The sequence below is a fragment of the Nonomuraea maritima genome, from assembly GCF_900100395.1.
Taxonomy (GTDB): Bacteria; Actinomycetota; Actinomycetes; order Streptosporangiales; family Streptosporangiaceae; genus Nonomuraea; species Nonomuraea maritima.
This window is the reverse complement of record NZ_FNFB01000010.1, coordinates 92,091-106,270: the sequence shown is the minus strand read 5'-3', so window position 1 is coordinate 106,270 and position 14,180 is coordinate 92,091. Positions and strand designations below refer to the sequence as shown.

General features: G+C 73.3%; 14 protein-coding genes. 8 read left to right on the top strand and 6 right to left on the bottom strand.

Annotated features, from left to right (window positions below; all coding sequences use genetic code 11):
* Nucleotides 1-72 precede the first annotated feature (72 nt).
* The 3 genes from BLR04_RS18410 (at nt 73) to BLR04_RS18400 (ending at nt 2,778) form a co-directional block, all read left to right on the top strand.
* Nucleotides 73-1,284 (top strand): hypothetical protein, encoded by a 1,212-nt coding sequence (locus BLR04_RS18410; RefSeq protein WP_090766399.1) that lies wholly within the window; start codon nt 73-75, stop codon nt 1,282-1,284.
* On the top strand, nt 1,281-2,282 hold the full coding sequence (locus BLR04_RS18405) for a hypothetical protein (protein WP_090766396.1): 1,002 nt from the start codon (nt 1,281-1,283) through the stop codon (nt 2,280-2,282). Before BLR04_RS18410 ends, BLR04_RS18405 begins: the two co-directional genes overlap by 4 nt.
* Before the next feature lie 88 nt (nt 2,283-2,370).
* A complete protein-coding gene (locus tag BLR04_RS18400) occupies nt 2,371-2,778 on the top strand; it encodes an STAS domain-containing protein (protein ID WP_176903154.1) in 408 nt (135 codons plus the stop codon).
* Between the two features lie 6 nt (nt 2,779-2,784).
* Here the strand turns inward: BLR04_RS18400 and BLR04_RS18395 are convergent, their stop codons facing one another.
* Nucleotides 2,785-4,188, bottom strand: a complete 1,404-nt coding sequence (locus BLR04_RS18395; protein WP_090766389.1) for a dihydrolipoyl dehydrogenase family protein — start codon at nt 4,186-4,188, stop codon at nt 2,785-2,787.
* An 84-nt stretch (nt 4,189-4,272) separates the two neighbouring features.
* On the bottom strand, nt 4,273-5,757 hold the full coding sequence (locus BLR04_RS18390) for an IucA/IucC family C-terminal-domain containing protein (protein WP_245740322.1): 1,485 nt from the start codon (nt 5,755-5,757) through the stop codon (nt 4,273-4,275).
* 97 nt (nt 5,758-5,854) lie between these two features.
* Here BLR04_RS18390 and BLR04_RS18385 point away from each other — a divergent pair, with 97 nt between their 5' ends.
* Complete coding sequence (locus BLR04_RS18385; RefSeq protein WP_176903153.1) at nt 5,855-7,375, top strand: IucA/IucC family protein; 1,521 nt, start codon at nt 5,855-5,857, stop codon at nt 7,373-7,375.
* A 3-nt stretch (nt 7,376-7,378) separates the two neighbouring features.
* On the opposite strand, the gene rfaE2 is transcribed toward BLR04_RS18385, so the two are convergent.
* Complete coding sequence (gene rfaE2, locus BLR04_RS18380) at nt 7,379-8,797, bottom strand: D-glycero-beta-D-manno-heptose 1-phosphate adenylyltransferase (RefSeq protein WP_090766383.1); 1,419 nt, start codon at nt 8,795-8,797, stop codon at nt 7,379-7,381.
* 82 nt (nt 8,798-8,879) lie between these two features.
* On the opposite strand from rfaE2, the gene BLR04_RS18375 reads away from it, so the two are divergent.
* From BLR04_RS18375 to BLR04_RS18360, 4 genes are read left to right on the top strand one after another with little or no spacing between them, the layout of a single operon-like run.
* Nucleotides 8,880-9,911, top strand: coding sequence for a glycosyltransferase family 9 protein (locus BLR04_RS18375; RefSeq protein ID WP_090766380.1), 1,032 nt, complete (start codon nt 8,880-8,882; stop codon nt 9,909-9,911).
* Between the two features lies 1 nt (nt 9,912).
* The gene (locus BLR04_RS18370) at nt 9,913-10,236 is read left to right on the top strand and encodes a hypothetical protein (protein ID WP_090766377.1); all 324 of its coding nucleotides are present in this window, start codon (nt 9,913-9,915) and stop codon (nt 10,234-10,236) included.
* Between the two features lie 40 nt (nt 10,237-10,276).
* Entirely contained in the window at nt 10,277-10,855 is a 579-nt protein-coding gene (locus tag BLR04_RS18365; protein ID WP_090766374.1) for a TetR/AcrR family transcriptional regulator, read from the top strand.
* A gap of 19 nt (nt 10,856-10,874) precedes the next feature.
* The gene (locus BLR04_RS18360; protein WP_090766699.1) at nt 10,875-11,636 is read left to right on the top strand and encodes an SDR family NAD(P)-dependent oxidoreductase; all 762 of its coding nucleotides are present in this window, start codon (nt 10,875-10,877) and stop codon (nt 11,634-11,636) included.
* Here BLR04_RS18360 and BLR04_RS18355 read toward each other — a convergent pair.
* From BLR04_RS18355 to BLR04_RS40715, 3 genes are all read right to left on the bottom strand, one after another.
* Entirely contained in the window at nt 11,611-12,315 is a 705-nt protein-coding gene (locus BLR04_RS18355) for a hypothetical protein (RefSeq protein WP_143022093.1), read from the bottom strand. The two genes, BLR04_RS18360 and BLR04_RS18355, sit on opposite strands and share 26 nt — an antisense overlap.
* A gap of 563 nt (nt 12,316-12,878) precedes the next feature.
* Nucleotides 12,879-14,000: a methyltransferase domain-containing protein gene (locus BLR04_RS18350; protein WP_090766369.1), complete on the bottom strand. Its 1,122-nt coding sequence runs from the start codon at nt 13,998-14,000 to the stop codon at nt 12,879-12,881.
* A 26-nt stretch (nt 14,001-14,026) separates the two neighbouring features.
* Nucleotides 14,027-14,167 carry a hypothetical protein gene (locus tag BLR04_RS40715; protein WP_176903152.1) on the bottom strand — a complete coding sequence of 47 codons (141 nt, stop codon included), beginning with the start codon at nt 14,165-14,167 and terminating at the stop codon, nt 14,027-14,029.
* Nucleotides 14,168-14,180: the final 13 nt, after the last annotated feature.

Below are 14,180 nucleotides of genomic sequence, written 5' to 3'. Positions count from 1 at the left end.
GGTGCCCGCGTGGCGCGCAACCACCTGTCTGGCAACGTCTGACAGGGCGTTTTCTGACCGTGGGGGGCTGCTATGCGTGGAGTCGGAGGCGGCGAGCACGCCGATCGTCTGCTCGCCGCCGCCAGGTCGTACTGGGGGGAGAGCCCGAGCGGTGACCGGTGCGTCGTCGCCGAGGCGTACGACGACGACCTGCGGGTCGTGGTCCGCACGCTGCTGATCGCCAAGGCGATCTGCGGGATGGTCTCCGCGCGGCTCGTGGTGCTCGCGTCCCCCGAATGGCTGCCGCTGGCCGAGGCGTTCGGCGCCGCGCCGGACGGCCGGCCCGAGGTGCCGCCCGCCGCCCTCGTCACCAGCCGGGCCGACCGCGCAGTGCACCGCGAGGTCCCCGTCGTGCTGGTGCACGGAACAGGCACGCTGAAGGCGTACGCGCTCTTCCCCGACCAGGGACCCTGTTCCCTGCAGGAGGAGCTGCCCGCCAGGATCGGCGCGTTCTTCGAACGGCACGTGTGGCCGCAGCGGCACGCGATCAGGCCGAGCGCGGAACGCGTCGCCTGGCGTGCCAAGAGCGGCTACCAGATCCGTACGGAGACCGAACGCCGCCAGCTGCGCCACTACGGCTGCAACCGCCTCGGCATCGACGCCGACCGGCCCACGATCGCGGTGTTCGGCCACACGCCCGCCCGTGACGAGGAACTGTTCGGGACGGCCGCCGAGTTCGCCGCCGCCGACGACAGCGCGAACTGGCTGTTCCTCGACCCCGTCCCCGTGGGACGGAACCCGTGGATCAGGCACGTCACGGGCGCGCTGTCACCGAACGTGCTGTGGAGCGTGGCCGACGTCGCCGTCACCTTCGGCGACAGCGACCTGCCCGCGTTCGGTATCCCGGTGATCCAGGCGGGCTGGTCGGAAGGCGGCGCCTGCGGCGCCACGCACGTGCCGCGCGCGCCCGCCGATCTGCGGTCGCTGCTGCGGGAGGCGATCGCGCGGCACGCCAAGGGCGAGAGCATCCTCGGTCCGGAACAGCGCGAACGCGCCCGGCTGTGGCTCTGGCTGCGTGCCTGCGGCGCCGACGTGCCGAGCCAGCTCCTGCCCCACTGGGAGCACGGCGACGACTACGCCCGCACGTTCACCGTCAATCTGCGGCACGCCGAACGCGACGGCGATCCGCTCTACGCCGCGGTCGCCCGCATGTGGGAGCGGCGCGAACCGTTGCTGACCAGGTTCGACTTCCATGACCCGGCCGGACTGGCCACCACTTTGACCCCCTCGAGGAGCATGAGATGACCAGCACCACGGGATCCGCGACCGACCTCGACCAGGTGATCGTGCCCGCCGTTCCGCCCGTTCACCTGCTCACCGGCGACGTCCCGGCGTTGCAGGTCGCCGACCAGCTGCACCTCGGCAGCCAGATCGTCGGCCGGTTCGAGACATCCGGCATGGTCGGGTTCAAGGTGGCGTCCGAGGGACGTCCGCTGCGGGTGACGCTGTCGCTGTCCACGGACGACCGTTCGGTGAGCGGCTGGCACACCGGACGCACCGAGCCCGCCGGGCCCGGCCCCCGCTTCCTGCAGATCCGCTCCCAGGGACGGTTGCGCCAGTGCGTGCTGCTGCGCGGCAGGAAGTCGCACGCCAGGGTGACCTTCGACCTGGCCCCTGAGGAGATCCCCGACGACGGCCTGGTCTGCATCGAGGCGCTGGACATCACCGAGGGCGACGGCATCAGCGACGCCGTGCGCGACGCCGTCAAGGGCCGTGTCACCCCCGACGGCGTGGCCGGGGTGCGGCTCAACAAGGTGGCGTTCGAGGAGCCGCCCGCCGTCGACTACGACCCCGACACGCTCGACGGCATCCGCTGCGAGTTCTACACCCTGATCAGCGCGGGCGGCCTGGCCAACCTCAACCGGCAGGGCACCCGCCAGATCCGCGCCGGCATGTTCCTCGTCAACCCCGCACTGAAGGACCGGTTCGGGTCGAGCGGGCGCATCACGTTCCGGCTGGGCACGAAGGCGGAGGCGCCGAGCCTCATCCCCGCCACGTGGAAGCGGGTCAACAGCGAGCTGCGCTGGCTGCGCCACGCCACCAAGAAGATGCTGCACGCGGCCGCGCCGACGGTCGTCTCCGTCCACCACCTGCGTGACGGCGACATGGGCACGCCCGAGGTGGCCGTGCGCGGCAACGTCACCGAGCTGACGGTGCCGAGCCCCAGCAGCGCGCCGCTGCTGGTGATGCTGGCGCCCGTCGCGGGCGCGGTGCCGACTTTGGAGTGCGGAATCCAGGGCTGACCTCGTAAAGCCCGGTCGATGATCTGCAAGGGTCGGGGAAATGTCGTCATCCCCTGTGAAATCGCCGTCAACGGGGCAGTGGCACAGGGTGGACGGAAAGCCTCTGCGGATCGAGACGACCCGGCATCTCGCGTGCACGGTCGTGCGCGCCGGCGGTGAACTCGACCACGCGGGCCGCGTCAGGTTCAGCGCCTGTGTCAACGCCGTGTGGAACTGGTCGGTTGGGCCCGTCCTCCTGTTCGACCTCGCCGACCTCGAGTTCTTCGACTCCTCGGCCATCGGCGTGATCGCGATGGCGCTGCAGCGCATGGAGGAGGAGGGCGGCGGTGGCCGGATCATCCTGATCCGGCCCTCCGCCCACCTGCTGACCGTGCTGCGGCTCACCGACCTGCTGTCGCGCGTGGAGCTGCGCGACAGCGTCGAGGAAACGATCGCGGAGCTCATGACGGACGCCGACCGGTCCGTCGCCATGAGCTGCCCCGACCGACGTGCCTGAGCCTGCTCAGAGCCCGTACGTCTCCAGCAGGCGCAGCCAGATCTCGCTCACGGTCGGGAACGACGGCACCGCGTGCCAGAGCCGGTCGAGCGGCACCTCGGCGGTCACCGCGATCGTGGCGGCGTGCAGCAGCTCCGCCGCCCCAGGCCCGGCGAACGTGACGCCCAGCAGCACCTTCCTGTCCTCGTCGACGACGGCCCGCGCCTTGCCGCGGTAGCCGTCGCCCAGCAGGTAGGCGCCGGTCACCGCGCCCATGTCGTAGTCGACCACGCGGTAGCGGAAGCCGTCCTCGCGGGCCATCCGCTCGGTGCGGCCGACCGCGCAGATCTGCGGATCGGTGAACACCACCTGCGGCGAGCCGTACGCGTCCGCCAGGTCACGCATGGCGGGCAGCTCGTCGCCGCGGGCGCGGGCCGCGATCACGTCACCGCACACCCGGGCCTGGTACTTGCCCATGTGGGTGAGCAGCACGCGGCCGTTGACGTCGCCCACCGCGTACAGCCAGCCGTCGCCCACCGCCGTGGCGCGCATGCTGTCGTCCACCTCGACCGGCTCGCCGGCGGGCAGGCCGACGGTGTCGAGCCCGATGTCCCGCGTCGCCGCCCGGCGGCCCGTCGCGACCAGCAGCTCGTCGGCCTCCAGCAGCGTGCCGTCGGACAGGTGCACGGTCACCTTGCCGCCCGGTTCGGGGCGCTCGACCCGTTCGATGCCCGTCCGCAGGCGCACGTCGATGCCCGCCTCGGCGAACGCCTCGGCGAGCAGCTCGCCGGCGAACGGCTCCATCCGGCTGAGCAGGCCGCCGCCGCGCACGAGGAGCGTGGTCTCCCGCGCGCCCAGCCCGTGCATGGCCTGCGCCATCTCGCAGGCGACCACGCCGCCGCCGAGCACCGCCAGCCGTTCGGGGATCTCTTTCGCGGCGGTCACCTCGTGGCTGGTCCACGGGGCAGCCTCCTTAAGGCCCGGCACGCCGGGCACCTGCGGGACGCTGCCGGTCGCCAGCACGACGGCGTGCCGGGCGGTCAGCACGCGCTCACCGTCGTCCGTCGTGACGCGGACCCGCTTCTGGCCGTCGAGACGGCCGTGGCCGCGTACCAGCTCGGCCGGGACGCTCTCGATCCAGCGCACCTGGCCCGCGTCGTCGTAGTTCGACACGGCCTCGTCGCGCCTGGCCAGCACCGCGGCCACGTCGATCGGGCCGAGCGACATGCCGGGCACCCGGCTCACCTCGGCCGCCAGGTCGATCGGGCGCAGCAGCGCCTTGCTCGGCACGCACGCCCAGTACGAGCATTCGCCCCCGGCCAGCCGCTCCTCGACGAGCGCCGCGGTCAGGCCGCCCCGTACGGCCCGGTCCACGACGTTCTCACCGGCGGGCCCCCCACCGATCACGATGACGTCGAACTCGTCAGCCACCCCTGCCTCCAACAGCGCTCGGCTACCCCTCGATGCTTTCACGCCGGGGGTGTGCCACTGGTGAGCCGGGTCCCGATCGGCGGCTCACCAGGTGCGGAGGGGGTTCGGGAGCGTGGTCCAGCTGTCGCCCGGCGGGGAGCCGTCCAGGCGGGCCAGCAGATGGGCCTTGGCAGGGAGGGCCGGTGCGAACAGCGCGTCGCGGTCGGCCCGCGCGTCGGGCCCGGCGGGCAGGGCGTCGGACGCCTCGTGCGCGGCGGTGGCGACGACCCGCCACAGGCGTGCCTCCGCGGCCCGGTCGCCCTGGCCGAACAGCGCGACCAGGCTGCCGAACGTGGTGCCCACGAGAGAGCCGTACAGCTTGGCGTGCAGCACGCCCGGGTCGTCGGAGAGCAGGCGGGGGCTGACCGGGGGCGTCTCGACGCCGTGGCGGGCCAGCCGCGCCGGGCTGAGCCGGACGTCGGCCAGGTCGCGGTAGAACAGCCGGCCCGGCAGGCCGCCGGCGTCCGGCTCGACGAGCAGGTTCTGCCCGTGTGCCTCCAGGGCCGCGCCAAGTGACAGCAGCCGCAGCAGGCTGGTCAGGGCCGTACGGGCGAACGCGCGCAGCCACGCCTCCGGGTCGGGCGGCCGGGTGACGGCCGCCACGGGCAGCACGTTGCCCGTCACGGGTTCCCGCAGCAGCACGGCCAGGTCCGCGCTCGGCGCGCCGTCCGCCGCCGGGCCGGCCGCGCCCGCCAGGTAGCGGGTCACCCGCAGCCCGCCGCCGGCCCGCGCCGCCAGATCGCCCAGCAGGCCGGAGAGCGGGACGCAGTCGCGTACCGAACCGGGGGAGATGTCCCGGACGCCGGAGGTCAGCCGCGTGCTGAGCGCCGTCTTGAGGTGCGGGCCGCCGCCGGTCGGGGCGAGGGTCCGTACGGACATCAAAGGGCGGGCAGGGACGGCGGCGAGGGCGTGGGGACGCAGGCCGAGCCCGGGGAGCACGTGGCGCGACTGCCAGGGATGGACGGGGAGCAGCAGCAGGTCGCCGTCGCGCAGCGCGGCCGGCCAAGGGCCCGCGACCAGACAGGCGCGGCCGGGCAGCGCCACCAGGTCGAGGGCGACCACCGGCCGGTGCTCCGGCATGTAGGCGAGCTGTTCCGCCACCGAGATCCCGGGCCGGTTGCGGCACCCCGGATGGTACGGGTGCCCGTCCACCACGCTCTGCTCGTGCTCCTCCGGCGTCTTCGGCTCGAACGGCGAAGCGCCCGCCCGGGAGAGCGCGAGCGAGGCGACGCAGTTGCCGAGGTCCTCGACCAGCCGGTCGGCGCCGGGCACGCCGAGAGCGGCGAGCAGCTCGGCCGGGTGCGTCCACGGCTGCCCGCCGAGGTGGAGCTCCGGCACGTCCCCGAGGTCGTACGGCCGCCGCGCAGGTCCCTTGAGCAGGAGCCCCGCGGCCGTCGTCACCGTGCCGGGGCCGGTCCTGGTCAGGCCGGGGAGCGGCTCGTGCAGCAGGCCGCGCCACAGGCGGCCGAGGACGGCGGCGCGGGCGCCGGGAAGCGCGCCGGCGTAGCGGGCCGACAGGCCGGGACGCACGCGGGACAGTTCGTCCAGGAATGCGGCCTCTGTTCCAATTCTTTCCGGCACCATGGCAGACAGCTACCCACCGGCGGCCCAGGGTAGAGGCGTGGTCATGTCACCCATCCGCACCGGGGGGCAGGCGGACGCGCTCGCCGTGACGGCGCTGCTCAACTGCCTGATCCGCGAGGTGGCGCGGCCTGCCGGGTCCGGCGGTCTCCTGCTGCCCGCGACCGGTGCGGTGGTGGACGCGGCGGCCCCAGGCGGCCCCGCGCTGCGCACCCCCGAAGGCCCGCTCCCGCTCACGCTGGACGCGCTCGTCGCGCTCGCGGCCGGCGAACTGCACGCCGCCACCGGGGTCGCCAACGACGCGCTGGCCGCCGAGATCAGGCACAGCCGCGACGTCACCGCCGCCCTGCTGGCCGCCCGCCGGGCCGCTGTCCCGCCCGCTGACCCGTACGTGCGGTCCGAGCAGGCGCTGCTCGCCGGGCACCGCTACCATCCCGCGCCCAAGGCCCGCGGGGGAGGCGCCGCCCGGGAATGGCTGCCGTACTCGCCGGAGGCGCACGCGAGCTTCCCGCTGCGGCTGCTCGGCATACCGGCGGAAGACCTGGTCGAGGTGGGGGACGCCGCAGCGCTCGACCGGCTCGGCGGCCCGGCGGGCGACGGCCTGGCCCTGCTGCCCGCCCACCCCTGGCAGGTGAAGCTGCTCGGCGGCCTGCGCGACGGCAGGCTGCGCGACCTCGGCGTCACGACCGACCCGGCGGTGCCGACGGCGTCCGTAAGGACCGTGTACCTGCCGGAGGCCGACCTGTTCTGCAAGTTCAGCCTGGACGTGCGGATCACGAACGACGTGCGCCGCCTCTGGCTGCACGACCTGCGGCGGCTGCCGGTGGTCGCCGACCTGGTCGACCGGGCCTTCGACGGCCTGCCGGAGCACACGCCGGTCCCCGCCGTGCTGCGCGACCGCGGCTACCGCAGCGCGCTCAGGGACGGCGACGGCGGCGAGGCGCTCGCGGTGATCGTCCGCGACGGGTTCGGGCAGCGTCTCCTGCCCGGCCTGACCGCGCTCGCGGCCGCCGGGATCGCCGAGGGCTTCCCCGGCGACCCGCTCGACAACCTCGACGAGGACCTCTCGCTGCTGTGGTGGGACCGCTACCTCGCCCACGTGGTGCCGCCGGTGCTGCACGCGTACCTGCGCCACGGCGTCGTGCTCGAATGCCACCTGCAGAACGTGCTCGTCGGCGTGGACGCGGCCGGGCTGCCCGCGCAGGCCCTGTTCCGCGACCACGAGGGCGTCAAACTGGTCGCCGAGCGGCACCCCGCGCTGGACGCCCCGGTGCTGGGCGGCGCGCGTGCGTGGGAGCGCCTGGTCTACTGCCTGGTCACCAACAACCTGCGCGAGATCGCGGGCGCGGTCGCCGAACGCCACCCCCGGCTGGACGGCGAGCTGTGGGCGCGGGCGCGGGCCGTGTTCGCCGCCGCCGCCAAGGACCACGGCGACCCGCCAGAACTGCGCGACCTGCTGGCGGCCACGCATGTCCCTGCCAAGGCCAACCTGCTGCTGCGCTGGCTCGACGCCGACGGGGCCGCCATGCGCTGGGTGCCCGTCCCCAACCCGTTGCGGCCGGTGTGAGCGTCAGGGCAGCAGGCGCATGCGGCCGATGATGGCCGTCGTCGAGCGGTCGGGGACGTAGCTCAGCACCCGCACCTCGCCGCCCAGCGCCCGCACCAGGGGCGTCTCCGCCAGCATCTCCGGCGCGTAGTCGCCGCCCTTCACGTACAGCTCAGGACGGATCATCCTGAGCAGCCGCTCGGGGGTGTCCTCGTCGAACTCGGTCACGTAGTCGACGTAGTTCAGGGCGGCGAGGACGGACATCCGGTCCTCGCACGGGATCACCGGGCGGCCAGGACCCTTCAGCCTGGCCACCCCGGCGTCGCTGTTGACCGCGACCACCAGCACGTCGCCGAGCCGTCCCGCCTCCTCCAGGTACGTCACATGGCCCCGGTGCAGCACGTCGAAGCAGCCGTTCGTGAACACCACCCGCTCGCCCCTGCGCCGGTGCTCGTCCAGCAGCTGGGCCAGGCGCTCCGGGGTCTGCACGGTGCCCTGGTGGCGGCGCAGGGCGCGCAGCAGCTCGTACCTCGTGCAGACCGCCGTGCCGGGCCTACGCACCACGACCGAGGCCGCCGCCTGGCCCGCCTCCGCGGCCTCCTCCGGCGTCGCGCCGCCCGCCAGCCACAGCGCGAACGCCGCGGCGAACGTGTCGCCCGCGCCCGTCGCCATGTGCTGCGGCGCGGGCTGCGCGTATGTCCGGTACGGCGGACGCCCGTGGCGGTGCAGCACCGTGCCGTCGCCGTCGAGGGTGGTCACCACGATCCCGGCCCCGGTCAGCTCCAGCAGCCGGGACGAGCGGGCGGCCACGTACGTGAGCCGGTCCCCGACGTCGCCGTCGTCGTCGCCGAGGAGCCGTACGACCTCGGTGTAGTTCGGCAGGACGGCGGCCGGCGCGCACTCGCGCCACGGCGCAGGCCCGTGCGCGTCCACCACCAGGAGCGGCGTTCCCGCGAGCGCCCGGCGGACGGCGGGCGTGCACACGCCGCCGCCGTAGTCGCAGGCGATCACCACGTCGGCGCCCGGCAGGGCGTCGGCCAGCCGGTCCAGCAGCTGCCGCTCGGCCGTCCCTGGCAGCGCGGCCAGGTCCTCCTCGTCGTAGCGGGCGGTCAGCTGGCCGCTGGTGACCAGGCGCCTCTTGTGCGCGGTACGCCGTCCCGGCACGGTCACCAGGTCGCCGTCCACGCCGAGCAGGCGCAGCGCCGCGACCAGCTTGTCGCCGCACTCGTCGTCACCCACGGCGGCGACCAGCCGGACGCGCGCCCCGAGCGCGACCAGGTTCGCCGCCGCGTTCGCGGCTCCGCCAGGAGCGTCCTCGGTCGCCTCCAGGCTCATCACGGGCACCGGCGCCTCCTGGGCGAGACGCTTGGCGGAGCCGTGCAGCCACGAGTCGAGCATCACGTCGCCGACGACCACGGCGCTGATCGTTCCGTCTGTGCGCATGGGAAGCGAGTACCTGAGAAAGGCCTGCTCAAACGCCATCCGGGACGTTATGGATGGGACAGCCGGGGTAGCGGTGGCCGCTATGTCAGGTCTCGACGTGCCCGTGACGGGGAAGCCGGTCGACGGGGTGCGCAGGATCGCGGTGCTGCGGGCCAACGCGGTCGGCGACTACCTCGTCGCCGTGCCCGCGCTGGACGCGCTCAAGCGGGCCTACCCGGGCGCGCGCCTGACGCTGCTCGGCGCGGCCTGGCACGCCGCCTTCCTGGCCGGACGCCCCGGCCCGGTGGACGACGTGGTGGCGCTGCCGCCGATCACCGGCGACCCGGCGCCCGCGCGGGCGCTTCGGGCGTCCCGGTTCGACCTGGCGGTGCAGCTCCACGGCGGCGGACGGCACTCCAACCCGCTGGTCCGCGGCCTGGGCGCACGCGTGACCGCCGGGTCGCGCGCGCCGGGCGCGGCGGAGCTGGACCGCTGGGTGCGGTACGCCGAGCACCAGCACGAGACGCTGCGCTGCCTGGAGGTCGTCGCGCTGGTCGGCGCGGTCGCGGGCGGGCTGGAGGCCCGCGTCGCGGTCACCGACGCCGACCGCGACGAGCTGGCCCGCGTCCTCGGCGACCTGCCCGACGGGCTCGTCGCCGTGCACCCGGGCGCGAAGGACCCCCGGCGGCGCTGGCCGGTGGAGCGCTTCGCCGAGGTGGCCGACCTGACCGGCCGTCCTGTGGTCGTGACCGGCATGCACGAGGAGAAGGACCTGGTGATGGGCGTGGTCGGCGCGATGCGCCGGCCCGCGGCGCCCGTCGTGGGCGCGCTCGGCCTCGGCGGGCTGGCCGCCCTGTACGAGCGGTGCGACCTGTTGATCGCCAACGACACCGGGCCGCGGCACCTCGCCGCCGCCGTCGGCACGCCCACGGTGGCGGTGTTCTGGTGCCGGAACCTCGTCGGCTACGGGCCGCTCAGCAGGACGTCGCACCGGCCGCTGACGTCGTGGACCACGGCCTGCCCGCGCTGCGGCGCCGTCCGGTGCGCTCACGAGGAGTCGTGGGTGTGCGACGTGCCGGTGGACATGGTGGCCGAGCAGGCGCAGGACCTGCTCGCCGGACCTACTGGGAGATGACATGACCGACCGAGCCGTGATCGACGAACTGCAACAGGCCATCGACGAAGCCTTCGCGGGACGCGACCGGGTCGCTGTCCGGGAGGTGTACTCGCACGTGTCCGAGCACGTACGCCTGCCCGCCGACCTGCTCGGGCACCTGAACGAGCTGCCCGAGGGCGCGTACAGCAGGCCGGAGCTTACCGAGGCGATCAACGACGTGATCAGGCGGCGCGGCGAGCAGGACACCCTCGGCCTGCTCCAGGTCCCCCGCCAGGCCGAGTCACCCTTCGAACAGCGCAACCCGGCGTCCATGCCTCCGGAGGACGACAACCCCATGCGGTGAATTTTTGACCGATCGTTCTGGATAGTGCTAGCGTCCGGGCGTGGCAAGGAGCAAGGAGTTCGATCCGGACGTCGCGCTGCAGAAGGCGTTGGAGCTGTTCTGGGAGCGCGGGTACGAGGCGACCTCGATGGCCGACCTCGTGGAGCGGCTTGGGGTCGCGCGGGCGAGCATCTACGCGACCTTCGGCGGCAAACGCGAGCTCTACCTGAAGGCGCTGGAGCGGTACGTCGAGCAGACCAGCGTCGTCGAGCCGCTGTCGCAGCCGGGGCCCGCGCTGCCCGCCGTCCGCGCCTTCCTCGACGCGTACGTCGCCGAATGCCTGGCCGACGAGCTGCGCCGGGGCTGCATGGTGGTGAACACGGCGGTCGAGTTCGGCTCGCGCGACCCGATCGTGTCGCAGAAGGTCGTGGCGTCATGGGCCGGCATGGAGGCCATGCTGGCAGGCGCCCTCGTCAGGGCGCGCGCCCAGGGCGAGCTCCCGGCGGGCAAGGACCCGTACGCGCTGGCCAGGTTCCTGCTCGTGCTGGTGCAGGGCGTCCGGGTGCTCGGCAGGGCCGACCCCGACCCCAGGCGGCTGCGTGACGCCGTCGACCAGGCCATGAACGCCCTACAAATATGAGAACGATTGGTATGGAATGATGACGGGTCGTTTTGTCGGCAAGGTCGCACTGGTCACCGGTGGCAGCGGGGTCGTGGGGCGAGCGGCGGCGCTCGCGTACGCACGGGAGGGGGCCGCGGTGCTCGTCGCCGGACGCGACGCCGACCGGCTGGCCGAGGTCGTGAAGCTGATCGAGCAGGGCGGCGGACGGGCGAGCGCGTACCCGGTCGACGTCACTCGCTCGTCCGACGTCGCGGCCATGGTCGCGGCCGCCGTCTCCCGGTACGGCACGCTCGACGTCGCGCTCAACGCGGCGGGGGTGTTCGGCACGGTCGCGCCGCTCGCCGACTACCCGGAGGACGTCTGGGACGACGTGCTCGCCGTCAACCTCAAGGGCGTCTACCTGTCGATGAAGCACGAGATCGCCCACATGCGGGCGCACGGCGGCGGCACGATCGTCAACGTGTCCTCCAACCTGGGCGCGCACTACCGGCGGGCCGGGGCGAGCGCGTACGTCGCCGCCAAGGCCGCCGTCAGCCACCTGACACGTACGGCGGCGCGCGACCACATCGCCGACGGCGTCCGCATCAACGCCATCAGCCCCGGCCCCATCGACTCGCCCATGTCGCTGCGACCCGGCGAGACCCGCGCCGACCGCGACGCCCGCATGCGGGAGAGCCTCCCGATCGGCCGCGTCGCGACCCCGGAGGAGATCGCGGCCGCGGCTCTGTGGCTCTCCTCGGACGACTCCAGCTTCACCGTCGGCACCGACCACGTCATAGACGGCGCGGCCACCGCCTGACCCCCATGCGCCACGACAGGACGCAAGCGACCGCGGGCACCGCGGCCAACAGCGGGAAGTGCTCGAAAGAGCTGAGCAGGCCGGGCGCGACGGCCAGTCCACCCTGCGTCAGCCCGATGACGACGGTGACCGACACGGTGACCGCCCAGTAGCCGACGAGCGCCCCGAGTGCTGTCAGCTCCACAGGGCGGGGTGGTGTGCGTACCTCCGGCTGCGAGCCCTGGGTCGCGAGCAGCACCAGTACGGCGGCCGACAACAGGGCAAGAGTGGTCGGACCATCCAGACGATCGGCCACCACCGCGAACCACTGCGCGTCCAGTGGCGAGTCGAAGCTCGGCAGGGCGACGAGCGCGAGCACGGCGACCAGTGTGAGCGCCGCCGCCGCGCGCCGCCCCGCCACCGCCGACCGCCGCCGGGACACGAGCACCAGGACGACCAGCGCGGGTATCGCCCAATCGAGCGCGATTTCCGCGAGGGTCCTGGCGTCGGCGACGAACGACCGCAGCAGCGACATCTCGTAGACGTCCTCCCACGTGAACTCGCTGTCCGAGTAGAACCGAACGACCCCGTAGATCACCGGGCTCGGCTCGTGGTCCGGGGGTAAGAGGTACTGGCACCATCGCTCCCACGACGGGTAGGCAGCAGCGAGGAACGCGACCCCGAGCAGCAATCGAAACAAGATCGGCTCCTTGGGCTTCGTGGAGAGCCGGTGAGGACGTCGCGCGACCCCTCGCGACGCAGGCCGGTCAGCCAGACTCCCAGCGTCCGCCGCGACCCGATGCAGTGGATCACCAGCGCGACAAGATCAACTCTGTTTCCCCGTCACCCTACAGGCCCCGCCCACCCGGCAACCGCTGCGCGTCACCTGCGAAGTCGAGCAGCTGCCCACGAGAGCTGACGCTGTGCGCAGTGTCCCGTCGAGCGTTGTGGAGACTGTCTGGCCAGGTGCTGGGTATTCTCTTCGGTACACGGGAGGAAGTCGCTTCGGCCGCTTCCTCCTTTTTCATGCGCGGCGAGCGGTGGCACGCGCGCTGTTGCCAGCCGGACCCCCGATGAGCACTTCCCGCAAGCGTGAAAAGCCCCGCCGGGCCGCCGGGGGCGGGGGCGGGGTGTGTCGGGGGGCGATGCGTCCGGTGGGGGGCCAGGAACAACGCGGGTCAGTCGGGGGAGGGTTTCCGCGCGCTTTCGGGTGGGGGGTCAGGTCGGGGTCGGGTGGGGGGTCAGGTCGGGGTCGGGTGGGGGTCAGGGGAGGGGGTGGTCGGGGGAGTCGAGCCAGATGTGTTGGTGGTGGGGGGTGAGGGTCATGCCGAATCTGTCGCGTCCCGGCTGGCCCCAGCCGACCCACCGGGAGTACGCGTCGAGCACCTCGTCCCAGACGGGACGGTCGCCCACCTGGTACACCTCGTAGTCCTTCCGGTTCGGCCGCCACAGCACCCCGGCCCACGAGTAGGAGTCGGTCGGATCGGAGATCCAGAGCCGGAAGCAGTCGCCGTCCTCGTCGGTCTCGGCGCTGAAGTTGGACACCAGGCCGGTCAGGGCCGAGATCGCCAGGTCGGCGCCCGGTGGCGCGTAGGCGATCGTGCGCGGGTCGACGCGGGTCGTCGCGCTGCGCTGCTCGTGAGGCCCGCGCGCTTCGAGGGTCGGGCGGGGACGTTGCGGGCGCGACATCATGTAGGAGGCGTTGCCGGGGAAGCGGCCGATCGCCACGCCGTCGGGGCGTACCACGAGTTTGAGTGAATGGCCGCCGCCGAAGTCGGGGCAGTACGGCAGCGCGATCACCGCACCCGGCCGGCACTGCTCGACCCAGGCGTACGGCACCGTCCGGACGCCGCAGGTGACGTGCACCCGATCGTACGGCTCGCCCGGCGGCCACCCGAGCGCGCCGTCGCCGACGACCAGGGTCACCGGCGCGCCCGCGCCGGCGAGGTTCTTGGCGGCCTGTTCGGCGACCGTCTGGTCGATCTCGATCGAGGTGACCTGACCGCGTCCGCCGACCAGGTGGCACAGCAGGGCGCTGGTCCAGCCGGTGCCGGTGCCGATCTCCAGGACGCGGTGGCCGGGAGCCGGGCGGAGCAGGGTAAGCATGTCGGCGACCGTGCTCGGGGCGGAGGCGGAGGAGGTGTAGCGGCCGATCAGGTCGCGCACCGGGGTGGCGCCGTCGTTCAGCTGGGTGATGACAGGCGTGTTCGAGTAGACGGCGTCCCACCACGCGCGTGGGTCGGCGTCCCTGTCGATCAGACGGGGCGCGGTGCCGGGCGGCGTGACCAGCGCGACCACCGGGATGAACTGGTGGCGGGGTACGGCGCGGATCGCGCTCCTGATCTCGTCCGGGGTGTTCTCCGGGAGATCGCTCAGGGAGAGCATGTGGTCTATCCGGGCGGCGAGGTCGTTCACTTCTTGCCGCCCTTGCCGTGGTCGCTGTGCTTGCCGGACGGGGTCTCGTTGTGGTCGGCGCTGTCGGTGTCCTGGCGCTTCTTGGGGTCGAAGGGAACCACTTTCTGGCTCTCCGGGTCTTCTGCGTGACGTCCCATGGGATCCTCCTGT

Excerpts from the sequence above, each read along its gene's own strand:
- BLR04_RS18410 (WP_090766399.1), top strand. The coding sequence starts at position 73 with ATGCGTGGAGTCGGAGGCGGCGAGCACGCCGATCGTCTGCTCGCCGCC.
- BLR04_RS18405 (WP_090766396.1), top strand. The coding sequence starts at position 1,281 with ATGACCAGCACCACGGGATCCGCGACCGACCTCGACCAGGTGATCGTG.
- BLR04_RS18385 (WP_176903153.1), top strand. The coding sequence starts at position 5,855 with ATGTCACCCATCCGCACCGGGGGGCAGGCGGACGCGCTCGCCGTGACG.
- rfaE2 (WP_090766383.1), bottom strand. The coding sequence starts at position 8,797 with ATGCGCACAGACGGAACGATCAGCGCCGTGGTCGTCGGCGACGTGATG.
- BLR04_RS18375 (WP_090766380.1), top strand. The coding sequence starts at position 8,880 with ATGTCAGGTCTCGACGTGCCCGTGACGGGGAAGCCGGTCGACGGGGTG.
- BLR04_RS18370 (WP_090766377.1), top strand. The coding sequence starts at position 9,913 with ATGACCGACCGAGCCGTGATCGACGAACTGCAACAGGCCATCGACGAA.
- BLR04_RS18360 (WP_090766699.1), top strand. The coding sequence starts at position 10,875 with ATGACGGGTCGTTTTGTCGGCAAGGTCGCACTGGTCACCGGTGGCAGC.
- BLR04_RS18350 (WP_090766369.1), bottom strand. The coding sequence starts at position 14,000 with ATGCTCTCCCTGAGCGATCTCCCGGAGAACACCCCGGACGAGATCAGG.
- BLR04_RS40715 (WP_176903152.1), bottom strand. The coding sequence starts at position 14,167 with ATGGGACGTCACGCAGAAGACCCGGAGAGCCAGAAAGTGGTTCCCTTC.